The 20,997-nt window shown below is 63.1% G+C and carries 17 protein-coding genes; 8 read left to right on the top strand and 9 right to left on the bottom strand.

Annotation, left to right across the window (positions count from 1 at the left end; translation table 11 throughout):
• Positions 1 to 52 precede the first annotated feature (52 nt).
• From tfpB to ACN8M7_RS19320, 3 genes are all read left to right on the top strand, one after another.
• The gene (tfpB, locus tag ACN8M7_RS19330; RefSeq protein ID WP_061237589.1) at positions 53 to 1,837 is read left to right on the top strand and encodes a type IV pilus assembly ATPase TfpB; all 1,785 of its coding nucleotides are present in this window, start codon (positions 53 to 55) and stop codon (positions 1,835 to 1,837) included.
• Positions 1,838 to 2,160: 323 nt separating this feature from the next.
• Positions 2,161 to 2,415 carry an NfeD family protein gene (locus tag ACN8M7_RS19325; RefSeq protein WP_061237588.1) on the top strand — a complete coding sequence of 85 codons (255 nt, stop codon included), beginning with the start codon at positions 2,161 to 2,163 and terminating at the stop codon, positions 2,413 to 2,415.
• Positions 2,416 to 2,503: 88 nt separating this feature from the next.
• Complete coding sequence (locus ACN8M7_RS19320; protein ID WP_490261824.1) at positions 2,504 to 2,863, top strand: DUF2388 domain-containing protein; 360 nt, start codon at positions 2,504 to 2,506, stop codon at positions 2,861 to 2,863.
• 87 nt (positions 2,864 to 2,950) lie between these two features.
• On the opposite strand, the gene ACN8M7_RS19315 is transcribed toward ACN8M7_RS19320, so the two are convergent.
• From ACN8M7_RS19315 to desA, 3 genes are all read right to left on the bottom strand, one after another.
• Complete coding sequence (locus ACN8M7_RS19315) at positions 2,951 to 4,219, bottom strand: OprD family porin (RefSeq protein WP_490261823.1); 1,269 nt, start codon at positions 4,217 to 4,219, stop codon at positions 2,951 to 2,953.
• Positions 4,220 to 4,645: 426 nt separating this feature from the next.
• Positions 4,646 to 5,617 carry a sensor domain-containing diguanylate cyclase gene (locus ACN8M7_RS19310; protein WP_490261874.1) on the bottom strand — a complete coding sequence of 324 codons (972 nt, stop codon included), beginning with the start codon at positions 5,615 to 5,617 and terminating at the stop codon, positions 4,646 to 4,648.
• Between the two features lie 110 nt (positions 5,618 to 5,727).
• Positions 5,728 to 6,918, bottom strand: a complete 1,191-nt coding sequence (gene desA / locus ACN8M7_RS19305; RefSeq protein ID WP_061237584.1) for a delta-9 fatty acid desaturase DesA — start codon at positions 6,916 to 6,918, stop codon at positions 5,728 to 5,730.
• Between the two features lie 168 nt (positions 6,919 to 7,086).
• Here desA and dibA point away from each other — a divergent pair, with 168 nt between their 5' ends.
• From dibA to ACN8M7_RS19280, 5 genes are all read left to right on the top strand, one after another.
• Positions 7,087 to 9,387, top strand: a complete 2,301-nt coding sequence (dibA, locus tag ACN8M7_RS19300; protein WP_490261822.1) for a phosphodiesterase DibA — start codon at positions 7,087 to 7,089, stop codon at positions 9,385 to 9,387.
• A gap of 2 nt (positions 9,388 to 9,389) precedes the next feature.
• Complete coding sequence (locus ACN8M7_RS19295; RefSeq protein ID WP_490261821.1) at positions 9,390 to 9,560, top strand: hypothetical protein; 171 nt, start codon at positions 9,390 to 9,392, stop codon at positions 9,558 to 9,560.
• Positions 9,557 to 13,720 (top strand): PAS domain S-box protein, encoded by a 4,164-nt coding sequence (locus ACN8M7_RS19290; protein ID WP_490261820.1) that lies wholly within the window; start codon positions 9,557 to 9,559, stop codon positions 13,718 to 13,720. Before ACN8M7_RS19295 ends, ACN8M7_RS19290 begins: the two co-directional genes overlap by 4 nt.
• Positions 13,721 to 13,785: 65 nt before the next feature.
• On the top strand, positions 13,786 to 14,172 hold the full coding sequence (locus ACN8M7_RS19285) for a response regulator (protein WP_061237581.1): 387 nt from the start codon (positions 13,786 to 13,788) through the stop codon (positions 14,170 to 14,172).
• The gene (locus tag ACN8M7_RS19280; protein WP_490261819.1) at positions 14,165 to 15,847 is read left to right on the top strand and encodes a diguanylate cyclase; all 1,683 of its coding nucleotides are present in this window, start codon (positions 14,165 to 14,167) and stop codon (positions 15,845 to 15,847) included. Before ACN8M7_RS19285 ends, ACN8M7_RS19280 begins: the two co-directional genes overlap by 8 nt.
• 98 nt (positions 15,848 to 15,945) lie before the next feature.
• Here the strand turns inward: ACN8M7_RS19280 and cysW are convergent, their stop codons facing one another.
• The 6 genes from cysW to ssuC form a co-directional block, all read right to left on the bottom strand.
• On the bottom strand, positions 15,946 to 16,773 hold the full coding sequence (gene cysW, locus ACN8M7_RS19275) for a sulfate ABC transporter permease subunit CysW (protein ID WP_061237579.1): 828 nt from the start codon (positions 16,771 to 16,773) through the stop codon (positions 15,946 to 15,948).
• On the bottom strand, positions 16,770 to 17,609 hold the full coding sequence (gene cysT, locus ACN8M7_RS19270) for a sulfate ABC transporter permease subunit CysT (RefSeq protein ID WP_061237578.1): 840 nt from the start codon (positions 17,607 to 17,609) through the stop codon (positions 16,770 to 16,772). The genes cysW and cysT overlap by 4 nt, the downstream gene beginning before the upstream one ends.
• Positions 17,610 to 17,690: 81 nt before the next feature.
• Positions 17,691 to 18,707 (bottom strand): thiosulfate ABC transporter substrate-binding protein CysP, encoded by a 1,017-nt coding sequence (gene cysP, locus ACN8M7_RS19265; protein WP_490261818.1) that lies wholly within the window; start codon positions 18,705 to 18,707, stop codon positions 17,691 to 17,693.
• A 379-nt stretch (positions 18,708 to 19,086) separates the two neighbouring features.
• Entirely contained in the window at positions 19,087 to 19,302 is a 216-nt protein-coding gene (locus ACN8M7_RS19260) for a TOBE domain-containing protein (protein WP_490261817.1), read from the bottom strand.
• A gap of 88 nt (positions 19,303 to 19,390) precedes the next feature.
• Positions 19,391 to 20,191 (bottom strand): aliphatic sulfonates ABC transporter ATP-binding protein, encoded by an 801-nt coding sequence (gene ssuB / locus ACN8M7_RS19255; protein ID WP_490261816.1) that lies wholly within the window; start codon positions 20,189 to 20,191, stop codon positions 19,391 to 19,393.
• Positions 20,188 to 20,982, bottom strand: a complete 795-nt coding sequence (gene ssuC / locus ACN8M7_RS19250) for an aliphatic sulfonate ABC transporter permease SsuC (RefSeq protein ID WP_490261815.1) — start codon at positions 20,980 to 20,982, stop codon at positions 20,188 to 20,190. Before ssuC ends, ssuB begins: the two co-directional genes overlap by 4 nt.
• Positions 20,983 to 20,997 lie beyond the last annotated feature (15 nt).

Genomic DNA, 20,997 nt, shown 5'->3' with positions numbered 1-20,997 from the left:
TCGTTGGAAAACGGCCTGCTACCCTTGTTCAGGCCGATCCCGAGGAACCCGCATGTCCGCCTTCACCGCTACCGCACCCGACCGTGTACTGGATCTCGGCGACCTGCTGCGCGAGCTGGTGGCCCAAGGCCGGGTCGAACAGGATGTAGCCGAGCAATGCCTGGCGATTCGTCGCAGCTCGCTGAACAACACCCAGCACCCACTGGAGTTTCTCGCCGCGCAGCAGGTCGACGATCTGTCGCGCCCGGGCAAGAAGCTCGACCTGGAGATTCTCACCGTCTGGCTGGCCAATTTCGCCGGCCAGCCGTATCTGCGCATCGATCCGCTGAAGATCGACGTACCGGCCATCACCCCACTGATGTCCTACGCCTTCGCCCAACGCCACAAGATCCTTGCAGTGGCAGTGGACAGCGAGAGTGTGACCATCGCCAGCAGCCAGCCTCTGGTACACAGCTGGGAAGCCAACCTGGTGCATGTGCTCAAACGCCGGATCAAGCGCGTGGTGGCCAACCCCAGCGACATCCAGCGCTTCACCACCGAGTTCTATCGCCTGGCCCGCTCGGTCAGCGGAGCCAACGCCACCGACCAGAAGATCAGCGGCGTCGGCAATTTCGAGCAACTGCTCAGCCTCGGCGCTCAGGATCAGGAGCCCGACGCCAACGACGCACACATCGTCAATATCGTCGACTGGCTGTTCCAGTACGCCTTCCAGCAGCGCGCCAGCGATATCCACATCGAGCCCCGTCGCGAGCAGGGCACGGTGCGCTTTCGCATCGATGGCGTGCTGCACACCGTCTACCAGTTCCCTGCGCAGGTCACCATGGCGGTGGTCAGCCGCCTGAAGAACCTCGGCCGCATGAACATCGCCGAGAAACGCAAACCACAGGACGGCCGGGTCAAGACCAAGACCCCGGATGGCAGCGAAGTGGAGTTGCGTCTTTCCACCCTGCCCACCGCCTTCGGCGAGAAGATGGTGATGCGTATCTTTGACCCGGAAGTGCTGCTGAAAAGCCCGGACCAACTCGGCTTTTCCCCCGAAGACCTGCGCCGCTGGGCAAGCATGACCAGCCAGCCCAACGGCATCATCCTGGTCACCGGCCCCACCGGCTCGGGCAAGACCACCACGCTCTACACCACCCTCAAGCAACTGGCGACCGAGGAGGTGAACGTCTGCACCATCGAGGACCCAATCGAAATGATCGAGGGCGCCTTCAACCAGATGCAGGTGCAGCACAATATCGACCTGAATTTCGCCAGCGGCGTGCGTGCCCTGATGCGTCAGGACCCGGACATCATCATGGTCGGTGAGATCCGCGACCTGGAAACCGCAGAAATGGCGATCCAGGCCGCGCTGACCGGCCACCTGGTGCTCTCCACCCTGCACACCAACGACGCCCCCAGTGCCATCACCCGCCTGCTGGAACTGGGCGTGCCGCATTACCTGCTCAAGGCGACCATTCTCGGCGTCATGGCCCAACGCCTGGTGCGCACCCTGTGCCCGCACTGCAAGGCGCCGGTACAACTGGACGAAGACACCTGGAGCGGCCTGACGCGCCCCTGGAGCTCGCCACTGCCGACTCAGGCGCACCATGCCGTCGGCTGTCTGGAATGCCGCGAAACCGGCTACCGGGGACGCGCCGGGGTGTACGAGATCATGCTGCTCAACGATACGATCAAGCCGCTGATCAACGCCGATACCGATCTCTCCGCCTTGCGCCGCGCCGCCTTCAAGGACGGCATGCGCAGCCTGCGCCTGTCCGGCGCACAGAAGGTCGCGGCCGGGCTGACCACTATCGAGGAAGTGCTACGCGTCACGCCGCAGAGCGAGCAACGCTGAAGCTCGCGCAGTCGCCTCAGCGCTCATCTGCGCATGCCGGGTGAACAGCTACCGGCAATCGCTGAACTGACTCGGCAACCTGCTGCTGCACAACTCAGCTCGGCGTACCTCACAACTGCTGTGCCGCCCCGAACGGCAGCGGCATACACCGTCCATGTGCCCAAGCGCTCATGAACCACCGGGCAACTGCCCACCTTGCGAAGGGGTCGGCGGCAGAGCGCCGGCAGCTGTGCTTAGATTGAGTGATCTGGCAATGGAGTCTATGCAATGCACATCGAAGGGCGATCAGCGAACACTCTGAGCATGGGTAGTCGCGTCCATCCATGATCACCTACCTGCAAAATCTGTCGTTTTGGGACTGGCTGGCCCTGGCCACAGTGCTACTGATTCTCGAAGTCTTCGGTGCCGGCGGCTACCTGCTGTGGATGGGCCTTGTCGCCATCTCTGTCGGCGCACTGACCTATCTGCTCCCCGACCTGCCCTGGGCGTGGCAGTTCCTGCTGTTCGGCGCACTGGCTGTGCTCTCCGCGCTGATCTGGCGGCGTTACCAGCAGCGCCCAGGCAAGGTGCGCAGCTGACCGGCCTGGCAACCGGCCATCGCCTGCAAGGAACCACCAGCGGCTGGCGTGACTCCTAGGTTAAGAGCCACCCCACAGGAGTTTCACCATGCGTGTAACAAGCCGTGCCGCACTGGCGTTCAGTGCCTGCCTGATCGCCCAGACCGCAGCAGCCGATGGCATGCTGCGCGATATTCTGTCCTCGGGCGCCACTACCGCCTCGACCTACCTGACCTTCAAGGATCGCAAGCTGGTCGCTGCCGCCGAAGAAGATGCCAGCAGCTTCGTCGCCAGCAACGGCGAGATTCGTGGCCCCCATCTGGAGGCGGCGATGCAGCAGTTGCGCAGCGCCAACCCGCAACTACAGGATGCCGACGATATGGCCCTGGCCAGCGCCATTCTCGCGAGCTCGGCAGCGCCGCTCGACGCCAGCGCAGCTGCTGCCCACTTAGGTAATTCACGCCCATAAAAAATGCCCGTATCCGCTGGATACGGGCATTTCTCGTTCAGCATTCGGGACTTCAGGCCTATGCAAGCCTCCCGAAAGCACCGCGCCTTACATCAGCGGCAGGGTGTAGCTGACGATCAGACGGTTTTCGTCGATGTCGTTCGCGAAGTTGGAGCGAACGGTAGCGTTACGCCAGCGCACACCCAGGTTCTTCAGCGCGCCTTCCTGGAAGACGTACATCAGCTCGGTGTCGCGCTCCCACTCACGACCTTCGGAAACGCCACGGCCGCGATCAACGTTGTCACCAGTCAGGTAACGGGTCATGAAGGTCAGGCCCGGAACACCGATCGATGCGAAGTTGAAGTCATAGCGCGCCTGGTAGGACTTCTCGTCCTTGTTGGCGAAGTCGCTGATCTGCACGTAGTTGACCAGGAACGGGTCGGTACCGTTGATGTAGGCGAAGCCGGTGTCGCCGCTCATCTTCTGGTAGCCCAGACCGAAGGCATGGCCGTCCAGCGCGTAGGTGACCATGGCGCCGAAGGCCTTGTTGTCCACGTTGCTGCGATTGCCGTCATCGGTGGAACGCGCGAAACGTACATCTGTCTTCAGGCTCTGCTTGTCGCCCAGCGGCAGAACGTGCACGGCGCTGAAGGAGTGCTGCTTATACAGCTCGTCCAGGTTGGAGTAGTAGTAGCCGGCGGTCAGCTCCTTGGTCAGCTTGTAGGTACCGCCAACGAAGTCGAACGAGTCGGTGGTGGCGCCACCAGAGGTGGTGATACCACGACGACCACCGCTGGTGATGGCGATGTCTTCGTAGTCACCGGAGTTACGGTGGTTAACCTCACGCACGTGAGCGGCTTCCAGCATCAGGCCGTCGATTTCCTGGGAGACCAGGTGACCGGCTTCGAATACCTGAGGCAGCAGACGGCCGTCGCTGGAGGCGATAGCGGCATTCTTGAACTGCATCTGGCCAACGCGCAGGGTGCTGTTGGAGACCTTCACCTTAGCGGCAACAGCCAGGTCCGAGTAGTTATCCTGCGAACCGCCCGAGCGGTCAGGAACCAGCAGACCACTGCCGGCGGTACCGTCACCGGAGTCCAGCTTGAAGCCGAACATGCCGATCGCATCGGCACCGAAGCCCACGGTACCTTCGGTGAAACCGGAGTTCATACGCAGAATGAAGCCCTGTGCCCACTCTTCCTGCTTGGACTGGCTCTGCGCCGGAACTTCACTATTGCCTTGGCGAAAATCACGATTGAAGTAGAAGTTACGCGCTTCCAGGCTGACCTTGGTATCGCCAACCAGATCGGCGAAGGCTACTTGGCTCAGGCCCAGAGTGCTGGCGGCTACGGCCAGTGCCAGGGAGGTCTTTCTCATTATGTTTCTCTCCAGTGTGTTTAAGGTGACGCATCGTCCGGCACAGACTTCGGCACGAAGAGGCAGGCCGGAACGAATGGGGCATACGCAATCGCGAGCCATGAAGCGTCAGCGACCTGGCTCGAGCGGGTACGTGGAAATTTCAGGAAGAACAGAACAACAGCGAACGCAGTGATGCGACCGAAATCAGGCGGGCAGAATAATGCATGATGAGTGCTCTCTCGTCGTTGTTATTGTGCGTCGGCATCCTGGCCGGCATCGAACGAGGCAATGCAGTTAGCGCGCCAGCTTGGCGAAGCTGACGCGCAAGGCTTATAGAACAGCAGGTTACATTTTTTCTGCAGGTCAGTGAACGGACAATGACAGCGCCTGATCGGCAACTTTCCGCTCAAGACAACACGACAACAGGCGGAAAATCGCCAGCCGTCACCCCAGCACGATCTGATTCTTGCCTTGCCGCTTGGCCACATACATGGCGGCATCGGCACGCGCATAAAGCGCATCGAGACTGACATCCGTGGCCAACAGACTGGTCAACCCCTGACTGACGGTAATGCCAAAGCTGCGCCCCTCATGCACGAAACCGAGGCGTTGCACCTCGCGCTGCAGGCGCTCCGCTACCTGCAAAGCCACGTCCTGTTCACAACCGGGAAACAACGCGGCGAACTCCTCGCCACCGATACGCCCGAACAGGTCGCCGCGACGAAGCGTGTTGGTACCGCACTGCGCCAGACGCTGCAGCACCTGATCACCGACCTGGTGACCGTACTGGTCATTGATCTTCTTGAAATCGTCGAGATCGAGCAGCAGAAACGCCAGCGGACTACCGAACCGGCACGCATGCTCGAACTCGCGGCGAGCGCACTCGAAGAAGTGACGCCGGTTGCTGCTCTGGGTCAGCACGTCGGTGGTGGCCAAGCGATGCAGCTCACCTTCGAGTCGCTTCTTCTCGGTGATGTCCTCGGCGATACCGACGATCACACTGCCTTTCCCCCCTCCGGGACGGGGGCTGACAAAGCACTTGTCGCTGAGCCAGCGCAGTTGCCCGTCGGTGCGAATGATGCGGTACTCGCGAGACTCCACGGCGCCCGTCTCCAGCACCCTGGCCAGGCTTTCCGCAGCGTAATCCAGATCATCCGGGTAGATGCTGTTACGCCACTCGCCGTAATCGGCCAGCAGCAGTGCGGCAGAGCGCCCAAAGATCCGTTCGTAGGCAGGGCTCACGTAAATCATCCGCTGCTCGCTCCAGTCGAACGCCCAGAGCACAGCATTGACGCTGCCAAGCAGGCTGCTGAAAAGCTGCTCGCGCGCGCCCAGACGCTCCACTTCGGCGCGGCTGTGCAGCAGCGCCAAAGTGAGTTCTTCCAGCTCGGATACAGCGTTATCCTTCTCGTCCATTACAGCAGCCATCCGTCCCTTGCCTCGCATTGAAATGAGCTTAGTGCGAGCCGTTGGACAAACACAAAGGCCCGCCAGTTCGGCGGGCCTTCGTTTGTAACGAGCGGCGGTCAGGCTGTCGCGCTGGACGGTCGCAGCGAGTAGGTCTTGAGCTGCTCGGCAAACTCACGCAGCGACTGGATGCCGCTGGCTTCAGCCTCGTGCACCCACTGTTTCATGGCTTCGAGCATATCGTGGCCGTTGCTGCTGGTCTTGACCCAGATCTGCTGCAACGCCAGGCGCTTCTCGTAGATCACCTTGAGTGCCTGGCTCTGCGCCAGCATGTCGGCGATACGCGCATGATGCTGCTCTTCCAGCAGGCTCGGTTCACGCGACAACAGGCGCTTGGCGCGATGGAAAAGATGACGAACGGACGCGTCGGCCTTGGCCACTTCCTGCTTGACCAGGGGTGCGATAACCAGCTTGCGGTACTGCGCCATGATCTGGAAACGGTTGTTGAGGATGGCCATGGCCGTGTCCATATCCAGGTGGCCCTTGCCTTCCACACGATGGGCGATAGGCGCGACACGCTGCACCTTGGCCAGGCCGAACAAACTGAACAACTTGATCCAGGCCCAGCCCATGTCGAACTCCCACTTCCTCACCGACAGCTTGGCGCTGTTCGGGTAGGTGTGGTGGTTGTTGTGCAGTTCCTCACCGCCAATGATGATGCCCCAAGGCACCAGATTGGTGGCAGCGTCGCGGCACTCGAAGTTGCGATAGCCGACTGCGTGCCCCAGGCCGTTGATCACACCGGCGGCCCAGAACGGAATCCACATCATCTGGATCGCCCAGACCGTCATGCCGAGCACGCCGAACAGCGCCAGGTCGATGATCGCCATCAAGGTCACGCCGCCAATCGGATAGCGGCTGTAGACGTTGCGCTCAATCCAGTCATCCGGGCAGTTCTTGCCGTAGATGCGCAAAGTTTCCTGGTTCTTCGCCTCTTCCTGATAGAGTTCGGCACCTTTGCGCAGCACGGTGCTCAGACCCTTGATGACCGGACTGTGCGGGTCATCGACGGTTTCGCACTTGGCGTGATGCTTGCGGTGAATCGCGGTCCACTCGCGAGTGTTCTGGCCAGTGGTCAGCCACAGCCAGAAACGGAAGAAATGCTTGAGCGCGGGGTGCAGTTCCAGTGCACGGTGCGCAGAGTAGCGGTGCAGATAGACAGTCACGCTGACGATGGTCACGTGAGTCATCAGCAGAGTCGCAGCCAGCAGCTGCCAGACCGACAGGTCGAGTAAACCGTTGTACCACATGGGCGCTGTTGCCTCCTGATGGGGGAACGCGGCTTGTCCTGCAAGGACGAACCTGTTTGCATTATCCCTGACCCATGCCAGAAAACCAGTTGGTCTTTTAGATAAGAATGTTTCAGCACCACCGCGTCTATACTGACCGACACTTACAGGGAGCGTAGTTGCCCAGCCATGCGTATCGACACCGCCGCCTTGCGTCTGACTCTGGGCTATCTGCTGCTGGCCGGCCTGTGGATACTGCTGAGCGACCAACTGCTGACGGTGCTGGGCCTTTCCGGAGCGCAGCAGGAGCGCCTGCAGTCGCTCAAGGGGCTGTGCTTCGTGGTGCTGACCAGTACGCTGCTCTATCTGGTGCTGCAACGTCATGCCCTGCAGTACCGCCGCGCACGCCTGGAGCTGGCCGGCAACGAGGAACGTCTGCGCCTGGCGCTGGATGCCACACGCGACGGCCTGTGGGACTGGGACGTATCCAGGCGCAAGGTGTTCTTCTCCGAGGGCTACGCCAGACTGCTCGGTCTCACCCCGCAAACCCTGGGTGATACCCGCGAAGACTGGGCCTCACGCCTGCACCCGGACGACATGCAACGCGCGCTGCACGCACTCAACGCCGAGCTCAGCGATCAGTCCTACGAAAACATCTACCGCCTGCGCCACGCCGACGGCAGCTACCGCTGGATTCACTCGCGCGGGCGCCTGCAGCGTGACGAGAATGGCCAGCCCCAGCGTTTCATCGGCATCGCCAGCGACATCACCCAGCAGCGCGCCATCGACGACAGTCTGCGCCAGGCTGCAGCTGTGTTCGATGCCACCCAGGAAGGTGTGCTGGTTACCGATGCCGAGCAAAACATCGTGCACGTCAACCCAGCCTTCAGCCGTATCACCGGCTACAGCAGCGAGGAAATCCTCGGTCAGCACCCCAATCTGCTCAAGTCCGGCCGTCATGACGCCGCTTTCTATCAGAGCCTGTGGCACGCCCTGCAAAATCGCGGCGCCTGGAGCGGCGAAGTGTGGAACCGGCGCAAGAGTGGCGAAATCTACCCGCAATGGCAGTGCATCCGGGTGATTCATGACGAGCAGGGGCGCGTCAGCCACTACGTGGCCGTTTTCTCCGACATCACCGCACTCAAGCGTTCGCAGCGCGAGCTGGACTACCTGGCCCACCACGACCCGCTGAGCAACCTGCCCAACCGCCTGCTGTTTACCGAACGCGTTGCCCACGCCCTGGAGCGCAGCACGATCGAAGAGTTGCGCGGTGCGGTGCTGCTGATCGACCTGGACCATTTCAAGCACATCAACGAAAGCCTCGGCCACAACGTCGGTGACCTCCTGCTCAAGAGCGTCGGCGAGCGCCTGCTGCAGGGGCTACCCAACGGCTGCACACTGGCCCGGCTGGGCGGCGACGAATTCGGCCTGCTCAGCGAAAACTGCGCAGAAGCCGCCCAGGCCGCCGAGCTTGCGCAAGGCCTGCTGCACAATCTGGAAACACCCTTTCGTCTGGACGGTCACGAGCTCTATATCGGCGCCAGCATCGGCATCAGCCTGTTCCCTGAGGACGCCAACAGCGTCGAGCAGATCCTGCGCAACGCCGACTCTGCCCTGTTCAAGGCCAAGAGCAGCGGCCGCGAGGGCTACGCCTTCTACGAGCAGGAACTGACCGACTACGCCCGCCAGCGCGTCGAGCTGGCCAGCAGCCTGCGCCATGCCCTGGACAACGATGAGCTGCGCGTTTACTACCAGCCGCTGCATGACCTGCAAGACGGGAGCCAGGTAGGCATGGAGGCCCTGGTGCGCTGGCAGCACCCGCAGCGCGGGCTGGTCGCACCGGGGGAGTTCATCCCGATTGCCGAGGACAACGGCATGATCGGCGCCATCGATGCCTGGGTGCTGGAGCAGGCCTGCCGCCAGATGGTGAGGTGGAATGCCGAACGCAGCTCACTGCGCTTCGTTGCCGTGAACATTTCCAGTCGCCTGTTCAGTCGCGGTGAACTCGACCAGAAGGTTGCCAGCGTGCTGGCGCAAACCGGTCTGCCCCCCGAGCAGTTGGAGCTGGAAGTGACCGAGAGCGCGATCATGGAAGACCCGGATGCAGCGCAGAAACTGCTTTTCCGTCTGCGCGCGCTGGGGGTGCGCCTGGCCATTGACGATTTCGGCACCGGCTACAGCTCGCTGGCGCGACTCAAGCGCCTGCCGGTGGACAAACTCAAGCTCGACCAGAGTTTCGTTCGTGGCCTGCCCGACGACCCCGAGGATGCCGCCATCGCCCGTGCAGTGATCGCACTGGGCAAGAGCCTGGGCCTCAAGGTGCTCGCCGAGGGTATCGAGCAACCCGCTCAAGCCAACTTTCTGCGTGAGCTAGGCTGCAACTATGGCCAGGGCTATCACTTCGGCCGCCCACAGCCAGTGCTCGCCAAATCCATCGACGCCGGCAGCCCGGGTGAAATGAAGGAAAGCCATCCCCGCAGCAGGAACTGAGCATGCGCGTGCCGATTATCGAAGACGATCCCAAGGTCCCCCTCCGGCGCAAACAGATCGTGATCGGCCTTTGCTCCGCTGGCCGAAGCCACGTCGTGGCAATCGACGCCAGCGGTGACGCAGGTGAACTGCCCCAGGGCGCCGAAGGGCAGGCTCGAGCACGAGCACGATGACCGCCAGCCCGAGACCGATCTCCACTCGCTGGATCGTGATCGGCGGCAGCCTTTGCCTGGCGCTGTTCTTCGCCGTCCTCGGGCGCCAGGCATTGCATGAGCGTGAAACCCTGTGGCAACTGCAAATGAACAAGCAGGCCGAGGCGCAGCGCCTGGCCCTGCAAAGTTTTCAGCACGGTCTGCGCGAACGCGCGCAACTGCTGGCCGAGGCCATCGCCGCTGACGCCTGGGTGACCGAGCTGGCGCGCCAGGCTGCCGCCCTGCCAGACGCTGCTCAGCACGACCTGAGCAGCATTCGCCACCAGCTCTACACCCGCCTGGCACCCCGTTGGCGCAACATGCAGGAGCACCGCCCATTTCGCCTCTACGTTCACCAACAGGGCGACGCACGCATCCTGCTACGGGTCCATGACCCCGAACATTTTGGCGATTCGCAAGAGACCATGCGTCCATTGCTGCTGGGCACCCTGCGCAATGGCGGCAGCCGTGCGGAGCTGGCCCTCACGCGAGACAGCATCGGCATTCGCGCTGCAGCCCCCTTGCTGGTCGATACCGAAGATGGCCAACGCCAGGTCGGCGCCATCAGCGTGGCGATGGACCTGCTCGACGACCTGCCGCAACTGGACCAGGACCTCGGCGCCGGCATCGCCCTGCTACTCAATGCGGCGCCCGAGCCCAGCGCGGAGGACGCCGAGCAGCCGGTCTGGCGGCTGATCCAGCAGTCACGCCCACAGGCGCAGACCTGGCTGCACGCGGGCCTGCTGCCTGCCCCCGGCGCAGGCAACGGCGCGCGTCTGCTGGAAGATGGCGCACACCACTATCTGCTCAGCCAGCTGTCGATGGCGACTTCGCCACGACCAGATGCGCCAGCGGCGGCCATGCTGCTGACCTGGCGCGACATCAGCGAACTGTATGCCGTGCACGAGCGGGACAAACGCTGGCTGGTGATCAAGTGGCTGATGGCCTGGTGCGGTGCCGAAGCCTTGCTGATGATCCTGCTGCGCGCGACTCGCCGCAGCACCCAGCACCTGATGCAGCGCCAGCAAAGCGCTTTGCATGCGCTCAATGAGATCGCCGCCCTGTCGAGCCTGAACAGCCGCGAGCAGCTGCGCGAAGCCCTGCGCATGGGCGCGAACTATTTCGGTGTTCCCCTTGGCCTGATCGGCATGATCGATGGCGACAGCTACCGCGTACTGGTGCAGCTGTCTCCCAACGGCGAACTGCAGGACGATCAGCTGTACGATCTGGGCGAGACCTACTGCAGCCTGGCCTTTGCCCAGGAAGATGTGCTGAGCATAGAGCGCATGGGCACCTCGACCTACCGTGAACACCCCTGCTACGAACGCTTCGCCCTGGAAAGCTATATCGGCACCGCCATCTGGGTCGGAGGGCGACGCATCGGCACCCTGGCCTTCTGCGACCGGCAGCCACGCAACAGCCAGTTCGATGAAAACGAGCGCGAGTTCCTCCGCCTGTTCGCCCGCTGGGTCGGCGCGATACTGGAGCGTGAACAGCAGGAGCAGTCGCGCCAGACGTTACTGGAGCGCCTGGCCAGCATCATCGAAGGCACCGACGTCGGCACCTGGGAGTGGAACGTGCAAAGCGCTGCCACGGTCTTCAACGAGCGCTGGGCGCAGATGCTCGGCTATCGGCTCGAAGAACTGCAACCGACGAGCGTGGAGACCTGGAAGCGCTTCTGTCACCCCGATGACCTCGCCACCAGCGAACACTTGCTGCATCGCCATTTCGCCGGCGAAGTGGCGTTCTACGACCGGCAGGTCCGCATGCAGCACCGTGACGGGCGCTGGCTGTGGATACAGGTGCGAGGCCGCCTGTCCAGGCGCGACGAGCACGGCCGGCCGCTGCTGATGTATGGCACCCATACCGACATCAGCGAGGCGCGCGAGCGCGAGGACGCGGTGATCGAGGCGCGCGCCTTCCTGCAGACCGTGCTCGACTCGGCCACCGGCGTGTCGATCATCGCCACCGATCAGGACGGCCTGATCACCCTCTTCAACTCCGGCGCCGAGCGCCTGCTCGGCTATCTCAGCGAGGAAGTCGTGGGCCGGCAGACACCGACCTGCTTCCACCTGCCCAGCGAGCTCGAGGCACGCGCCCGCGAGCTCAGCCAGAGCGCCGGCAGGCCGGTGGAAGGCATCGAGGTTTTCAATCACAACGTCAGGGGAGGCGAGCCGGAAACCCGCCAGTGGACGTATCTGCACAAGGACGGCAGTCAAAGCCTGGTCAACCTCACCACCAACGCCATCTTCGACGCCAGCGGGCAGATCACCGGCTTTCTCTGCATCGCCAGCGACATCAGTGCCCTGCAACAGGCCACCCGTGCCCTGCAGCAGAGCGAGACTCGCTTCCGCGGCCTGGTCGCCAACCTGCCCGGCGTGGTCTATCGCTGCAGCAACGACAAAAACTGGAGCATGCGCTACATCAGCGACGAAATTTTCAGCCTGGCCGGTTACCCGTCCAGCGACTTCATCGACAATCGCGTACGCAGCTTTTCCAGCATCATTCATCCCGACGACCTGCCGCTCACCTACCGCGCCAACGACAGCATCGTCCGCCAGGAAGTCATCGAACTGACCTACCGCCTGCGTCACGCCGACGGGCACAGCGTATGGGTGCGCGAGAAAGGCCGTGGCGAATATGACGCCAAGGGTCAGCTGGTCTGGCTCGATGGTTTCATCTGGGACATCAGCGAGCGCAAGGTCATGGAAGACGACCTGCGCCTGAGCCAGCAGCTGTTCAGCAGCGCGTTCGCCACCGCGCCACAGGGCATGGCGCTGGTGGCCATCGACGGACGCTGGCTGGAGGTCAACGACGAGCTATGCCGCATGCTCGGCTACAGCCGCGAAGAAATGCTCGCCCTCGACTTCCAGAGCATCACCCACCCGGACGATCTCGACGCCGACCTGCATAACGTCGAGGACCTGCTGGCCGGGCGGATCAACGCCTATCAGATGGAAAAGCGCTATCTGGACAAACAGGGCCAGGTGCTCTGGGCCCTGCTCAGCAGCGCGCTGGTGCGCAACGCCCAGGGCCAGCCGGTGCACCTGGTCGCGCAGATCCAGGACTTCAGCGACCGGGTTGCCGCCGAACGCGCGATTCGCGAACGCGAACATTACCTGCGCACCCTGCTCGACAACGTCCTCGATGCCATCGTCACCCTCGACGACCAGGGCCATATCGAAACCTTCAACCACGCGGCCGAACGCATCTTTGCCTACAGCCAGGCCGAAGTCGCCGGCCAGAGCATCGCCACGTTGATTCCGGGCATGGCCACCGGCACGTTGCGACAGGGGCACGCCAGCGACCAGATTCGTGAAATGGACGGCCTGCGCCAGGATGGCGAGACGTTTCCCATGGAGCTGGCGATCTCTCGGATCAGCCACCAGGGCCAGGTGCGCTTCATCGCGGTGATCCGCGACATCGCCGAACGCAAACGTATCGAGCAGATGAAGAACGAGTTCGTCTCCACCGTCAGCCACGAACTGCGCACACCGCTGACCGCCATCGCCGGCTCGCTGGGCCTGATCAACGGCGGCGCGCTCGGCGCCGTACCACAGGCCATGGCGCACATGCTGAGCATCGCCGAGGCCAACAGCCAGCGCCTCAGCGAGCTGATCAACGACCTGCTGGACATGGAAAAGTTGGTCGCCGGCAAGATGCACTTCGACCTCCAGCTCAGGCCACTCAAACCGCTGCTGGAACTGGCACTGCTGCACAATCAGCCTTACGCCGACCAGCATCAGGTACGCCTCGAACTGCACGCAGAGCAGGACGCCGAGGTGCGCGTCGATGCACAGCGCCTGGCTCAGGTGCTGGCCAACCTGCTGTCCAACGCCGCCAAGTTCTCACCACCGGGGGCCGTGGTCCAGGTCAGCCTGGAACCAGCAGGCGAGATGCTGCGCGTCAGCGTGCGCGATCAGGGTCCGGGGATACCCGCGACGTTCCATTCACGCATCTTCGCCAAGTTCTCCCAGGCCGACTCCGGTGACACCCGGCAGAAAGGCGGCACCGGCCTCGGTTTGGCGATCTGCAAGGAAATCATCGAGCGCATGCACGGTCGTATCGGCTTCGACTCGATGCCCGGACAGGGCGCGACCTTCTGGTTCGAACTGCCGCGCGTCGAGGATAACGAGACATGAGCCCTGCCCAAGGCTACAAAGCTGTACCACACTGCACATAGCAGCCAACGGCCGGGGAGACCGTCATGCCTGAACTCAAGCGCATCCTGCACGTCGAGGACGATCCTTCGATCCAGGCCGTGGCCAAGGTCGCCCTGGAGGCCGTCGGCGGCTTTCAGGTGCTCAGCTGCGCCAGCGGCCAGGACGCCCTCGACCAGGTGCAGGGCTTCGCCCCCGACTTCATCCTGCTCGACGTCATGATGCCCGGCATGGATGGGCCCAAGACCCTGGAGCTGCTGGGCCAGCTGGTCGACACCACGCGCATTCCGGTGGCGTTCATGACGGCCAAGGTGCAGCCCGACGAAGTCGCCCACTACCACAGCCTTGGGGCCCATGGCGTGATCATCAAACCGTTCGACCCCATGCAGCTTGCTGCCCAGGTGCGACAGATCTGGAACCAGCGTTATGGATAAACCTGAAGGCAATGCCGTGCCCCAGGCGCTGCAGCAACACCTGCACCAGCTTGGCCAGCAATTCAGCGAGCGCCTGAGCCAGGAGCTGCCGCAACTGGCGCAACTGGCCGGACGACTGCTGGAAGCCGATGACGCCGAGCGCAAACGCCTGTTGCAGAATCTGCGTCATCAACTGCACCGCCTGGCTGGCAGCGCCGGCACCTTCGGCTTCAGCCAGCTTGGCCAGCAGGCGCGCGAGCTGGAGCAGCACGCCGAGCGCTGGATGGAACGCCTGCTACGCCAGCAGCAGAACCTGAATGAATTCGTCGCTGCCCTGCAGGCATTCGGCGAACAACCAATCAGCACCGGCACCACCAGCGAGGCGGCAGACAACGCGCGCAAGGCGCCGCGCCAGGAGGACGGCAGCCGCACCATCTACATCCTCGAAGGCGAAACGGCGGTTGGCGAGAACATGCGCCAGACGCTGAACAACTTCGGCTACCGCGCCGAACACTTCAACTCCATCGATGGACTGGACGCTGCGCTGCAGCAGCAGTTGCCCGATGCGTTGATCATCGACGCGAAACTGCCCGGCGCAGCCAGTGACGGCCTGGATTACGCGCACCAGCTGCGCGACCGCCTCGACGACCCCCTGCCGCTGCTGGTGCTTACCGACCAGCAAGACGATTTCACCACGCAACTGCACGCCGTGCGCGCCGGAGCCATGGGCCTGTTCAGCAAACCGGTGGACATTCCCCAGCTGGAAAGCCGCCTCGAGCGTTGCTTCGCGCAGCAAAGCGGTGAGCCCTATCGGGTACTCATCGCCGACGACGACCAGGACCTGGCCAGCCGCTACAGCCTGGTGCTGCGCGATGCCGGCATGCTGGTGGAAATACTCAGCGAACCGGCGCAGATCTTCGCCCACCTGCGCGACTTCAACCCGGAGGTGGTACTGCTCGACGTCAACATGCCGGACTGCACCGGCCCCGAGCTGGCGCAGATCATTCGCTGCAATGACGACTGGCTGCGCATCCCGATCATCTACCTGTCGGCGGAAACCGATATCGGCAAGCAGATGAATGCGCTGATCAAGGCCGGCGACGACTTCGTCACCAAGCCGATCTCCGACAACGCGCTGGTGGCCACCGTGTTCTCCCGCGCGCAACGTGCCCGCCTGCTGTCCAACGCCCTGGCGCGTGACAGCCTCACTGGCCTGCTCAAGCACGCCGACATCAAGGAGCAGGTGGTCACCGAACTGGAGCGTGCCCTGCGCAGCGGCGCCCGCGCCAGCGTGGTGATGCTGGATATCGACCACTTCAAGCAGGTCAACGACGAACACGGCCACGCCGCAGGCGACAACGTCATCCGTGCCCTGGCCAACCTGCTGCGCCAGCGCCTGCGTCGTATCGACAGCCTTGGCCGTTACGGCGGGGAGGAATTTCTCGCCGTATTGCCGGACTGCACGCCAGAGCAGGCACTGCTGATCGTCGACGAGATTCGCCAGCGTTTCGCCGAGCTGCGCTTTATTGCCGATGGCAAAGAATTTTCCTCCACGCTCAGCGCCGGCATCGCCGGCACCGACGTCAACAGCGACGCCGAGCAGTTGCGTGAACGCGCGGACAAGGCGCTATACGCCGCCAAGCATGGCGGGCGCAATCAGGTGCAGATAGCGGCGTCGGAAGAACATCGCGGCTAAAGCCGCTCCTACGCCAGCACCACGCTCCGTAGGAGCGGCTTCAGCCGCGATAGGTCATCAAGGCTATAGCGGAGTGTCGACCGCCTATGCCACACCGATCAGGCCTCGGCGCGCTGCATCAGGCGGCGCTGACGCCATTCCATGAAGGTCTTGAGGAACAGCGTGAGCAGCGCCATGCAGGCCAGCAGACCGGCGGCGGTGAAGGCCGCGGCGGGCTTGTAGTCGTTGTTGAGCTGGTCGACCAGAAGCGGCAGGGTCAGGGTCTGGTTGATGATGGTGCCGGACACCACCGACACCGCGCCGAACTCGCCCACCGCGCGGGCGTTGGTCACCACCACGCCATACAGCAATGCCCATTTGATCTTCGGCAGGCTGATGCGGCGGAAGATCTGCCAGCCGCTGGCGCCCAGGCACATGGCGGCGGTTTCCTCGTCCTGACCCTGGGTCTGCATCACCGGAATCAGGATGCGCGCCACGTAGGGTGCGGTGACGAACACCGTGACCATGACGATACCCGGCCAGGCGAACATCAGTTGCATGCCGTTATCGTAGAACCAGCGGCCGATGAAGCTTTCCAGGCCGTACACCACCAGGTAGCAGAGACCGGCGACCACCGGCGACACCGCATAGGGAATGTCGATCAGCGTGGTCAGCAGCTTGCGCCCGCGAAAATCGTAGTGGGTCACGCACCAGGCCAGGCAGATGCCGAAGCACAGGTTCAGCGGCACCGTGATCGCGGCCACCAGCAGGGTCAGGCCGATGGCGTGGAGCATGTAGTCCTCGCCGAGGTTGCTCCACAGCAGCTCGAGCCCGCCGGCCAGGGCCTTGGTGAAGATCAGCGCCAGCGGCACCAGCAGAATCAGCGCCACCACCATCAGTCCGAGTACTACCAGCGCCCACTGGCGCCAATCCTGGGGCTTTTTCATCGACCTTGCCGTTGCCATGCGAACAGACGCCCCTGCACGACCTGCAGGAGGAACAGAAGCGTCAGCGACGCGAGCAGGATCACCGAAGCAATGGCTGCCGCCGCTGGGTAATTGAATTCCTGCAGACGGACGAAAATCATCAGCGAGCTGACCTCCGTCTTGTAGGGGATGTTGCCGGCGATCATGATCACCGCGCCGAATTCACCGAGGCTGCGAATGAAGGCCTGCGAACCGCCGGTGACCAGTGCCGGCGCCAGGGTCGGCAGGATCACCTTGCGAAAGGTCTGCACGCGGCTGGCGCCCAGGGTGCGCGCGGCCTCCTCGTATTCCGAGCCGAGATCCTGCAGCACCGGCTGCACGGTACGCACCACAAAGGGAATGCTGGTGAACACCATCGCCACCACGATACCGGCATAGGCGTAGGCCACCTTGAAGCCCAGCCACTGACCGATCCAGCCATTGGGCACCAGCAGCGCGGCGAGGGTCAGGCCGGCTACCGAAGTCGGCAGGGCGAACGGCAGGTCGACCAGGGCATCGACGATGCGCCGGCCGGGGAAGTCGTAGCGGGTGATGATCCAGGCCAGCAGCAGGCCCAGCACCAGCACCGCCAGGGTCGAGTAGAACGCCGCCGAGATCGTCACCTTGTAGGTCTGCACCACGCGCGGATCGCTGATGGCGAACCAGTACTGCGCCCAGGTCATGTCGCTGACGTACAGCAACAGCGCCGACAGCGGCAGCAGAATCACCAGGGACAGGTACAGCACACTGACGCCGAAGCTCAGGCCGAAACCAGGCAGCAGCGGGGTCTGCAAGAAGAACAGCGTCGGTTTACTCACGAAAAAGCTCGGCTCTACAAATGCAGTTGGCCGCCAATAAGGCGGCCAACTAACCTGAAAATCGGCTATCGAGGGCGAGTATCAGCGGCCCTCTGCCAAGAGTTGGTCAAGAATACCACCGTTGTCGAAATGCTTGGCGGTGATCTCGTCCCAGCTACCCAGCACCTCGGTCGGGTTGATCAGGCGCACCGGAGCGAACTGGGCCTTGGTCGCCTCGACCACTTCCGGGTTGTGCACACGGTAGTTGTAGCGGGTCAGCAGTTGCTGGATGTCCTTGCTGTACTGGAAGTCGAGGAAGGCCTTGGCCTGCTCGCGGGTGCCGCGCTCGTCGGCCACCTTGTCGACGATGGCCACCGGGAATTCGGCCAGTACGCTGACCTCCGGCACCACGATCTGCAGGTTGGCGGACTTGAACTCGTCACCCTTGGCGATGTTGATCACTTCCGACTCGAAGGTCAGCAGCACGTCGCCCTGACCGTTCTGGGCGAAGGCCACGGTGGCGCCACGGCCGCCGGTGGGGAAGTTCTCGACGTTCTTCAGCAGCTTGCCGACGAAGGCCTTGACCTTCTCCTGGTCGCCGTTGAATTTCTCGTTGGCGAACAGCCAGGCGCCCAGGTAGCTGTAACGGGCGTTGCCGGAGGTTTTCGGGTTGGGGAATACCAGTTTCACGTCATCGCGAATCAGGTCGTCCCAGCTCTTGATGTGCTTCGGGTTGCCTTCACGCACCAGGAAGGCGGTGGTGCTGTAGTACGGCGAGCTGTTGTTGGGGAACTGCTCGGCCCAGTCCTTGCGCAGCAGGCCGCGCTTGGCCAGGATGTCCACGTCGGTCACCTGGTTGAAGGTGACCACGTCGACCTTCTTGCCCTGGATGATGTCCTGCGCCTGGCGCGAGGTGCCGGCGAAGGACTGGATGATCTTCACTTCCTTGCCGCTCTGCTGCTTCCAGTGCTCGACGAACAGCGGGTTGATCTCGCCGAAAAGCTCGCGGGCGATGTCATAGGAAGCGTTGTGGAACGGCGTGTCGGCCGCAGCATGGCTCAGCGAGCCAGTCAGCAGGGTGGCACTGGCCACGGTGGCCAGAACGATCTTCTTCAGCATCTAAGGCGTCCTTATCGAATGAGAAACCTGCAGGCAGGCTATTTGATGGCGCGATTCTGCAGAAAAATCATATAGCTGAAAAATATCTTTTTATTTGCGTCTTATAACCAGCTTCTCTTCCCCTGCAAAAACGCCGTGCAGCCCTCGTATCCGAAGGCGGCTCAGGCAACCACTCTTAGAACCTGTTCGCGATCTTTATGTGCCTGAAAACTACAAGGCAAAAGCGTTCGGTGAGCATGTAGGAGGGGCTTCAGCCCCGAGCTTTATTGGGGCGCAAAGAGCTCGCGGCTAAAGCCGCTCCTACAAGATCGCAAGTGGCTTATTTCGCCAGCTTCATGCCGAAATCGACGAAAATTGGCTGAAAAACATGAAAATATCCTTACAGCTTGGCGATGGACATCTCGGTGGATTTGACGAAGGCAATCACCTCGCTGCCCACCTGCAGTTCCAGCTCGCGCACGGAACGGGTGGTGATCACCGAGGTGACGATGCCGGCGGCGGTCTGCACGTCGATTTCCGACAACACGTCGCCGATAACGATTTCCTTGATGCTGCCCTTGAACTGGTTACGCACGTTGATGGCTTTGATGGTCATGGTGTCTCTCCTGATAGTCGACTGGTGTAGCCCGGATGCAATCCGGGGAATTCTCGAGCCGCTCCCGGATTGCATCCGGGCTGCGGCGTCACAGTGCCCAACGCAATTGCGTGGGCAGGGGTGATAAGGGTTCGGGCGCGGCGGGCAAATCCGGCTGCGCCAGCACCCGGTCGAGCACGCGCGCTTGCAGTGCCGCCAAAAGCGGCGAGCCATGCGGACGCGGGCGCAGCAATTGCACATCGAGATCGAGACCGATCTGGCCGTCCTCGATGAGGATCACCCGATCCGCCACGGCCACCGCCTCACTGACGTCGTGGGTGACCAGCAGCACGGTGAAACCATGCTGCTGCCACAGCCGTTCGATCAGGCGCTGCATCTCGATACGGGTCAGCGCGTCCAGTGCGCCCAGCGGCTCGTCGAGCAGCAACAGGCGCGGGCGATGGATCAGCGCTCGGGCCAGGGCCACGCGCTGTTTCTGCCCGCCGGACAGTGCCGCCGGCCATTCATGGGCGCGATCGGCCAGGCCAACCGCCGCCAGGGCCTCTTCCGCCGGCCTGCGCCAGTTGCCGGAAAGGCCCAGGCCGACGTTGTCGATCACCCGCTTCCAGGGCAGCAGGCGCGAATCCTGGAACATCAGGCGAATGTGCTCGCGCACCGCGTTGAGCGAGCCGCTGCCGGCCAACAACTGGCCGCCGCTGGGCTGATCCAGGCCGGCCAGCAGGCGCAGCAGCGTGCTCTTACCGCAGCCGCTGCGACCGACCACGGCGACGAACTGCCCGGCGGGGATGTGCAGGTCGATGCCCTTGAGCACCTGACGCTCGCCGAAGGACTTCTCGATTTTCTCGATGGCCAAGGGGATGCCCTGGCGAATGCTGTGCAGCACGCTCATTGCCCACCTGCCTTGGCCTGATAGGCCGGATGCCAACGCAACCAGGCGCGTTCGAGCCCCCGAGCAGCAAGGTCGGCCAGCTTGCCGAGCAGCGCATAGAGCAGGATCGCCAGCAGCACCACATCGGTCTGCAGGAACTCGCGGGCGTTCATCGCCAGGTAACCGATACCGGCGCTGGCCGAAATGGTTTCGGCGACGATCAGCGTCAGCCACATGAAGCCGAGGGCAAAGCGCACGCCCACCAGAATCGAGGGCAGCGCGCCGGGCAGGATCACCTGGCGGAACAGCGCGAAGCCGGACAGGCCATAACTGCGCGCCATCTCCACCAGCGCCGGGTCGACGTTGCGGATGCCGTGGTAGGTGTTGAGGTAGATGGGGAACAGTGTGCCGAGCGCGACCAGAAAAACCTTGGCCGCCTCGTCGATGCCGAACCAGAGGATCACCAGCGGGATCAGCGCCAGGTGCGGCACGTTGCGGATCATCTGCACCGAGCTGTCGAGCAGGCGCTCGCCCCATTTCGACAGACCGGTGATCAGGCCCAGCAGCAGGCCGATGCTGCCACCGATGACAAAGCCGATGGCGGCGCGCTGGCCGCTGATCGCCAGGTGCTGCCAGATTTCGCCGGAGGCCAGCAATTGCCAGCCGGCGGCGAGCACGGCGCCGGGTGCCGGCAGGATGCGACTGGACAACAGGCCAGTGGCCACCGCCAGTTGCCAGGCGGCCAGCAGCCCCAGCGGCAAGGCCCAAGGCGCAGCGCGCAGGGCCAGTTTGTGAAGGGTCTTATTGCTCATGTTCTACCTCGAAGA

Source organism: Pseudomonas spartinae (genome assembly GCF_965197125.1).
In the GTDB taxonomy this organism is placed as follows: domain Bacteria; phylum Pseudomonadota; class Gammaproteobacteria; order Pseudomonadales; family Pseudomonadaceae; genus Aquipseudomonas; species Aquipseudomonas composti_A.
This window is presented reverse-complemented; position numbering and strand designations above follow the sequence as displayed.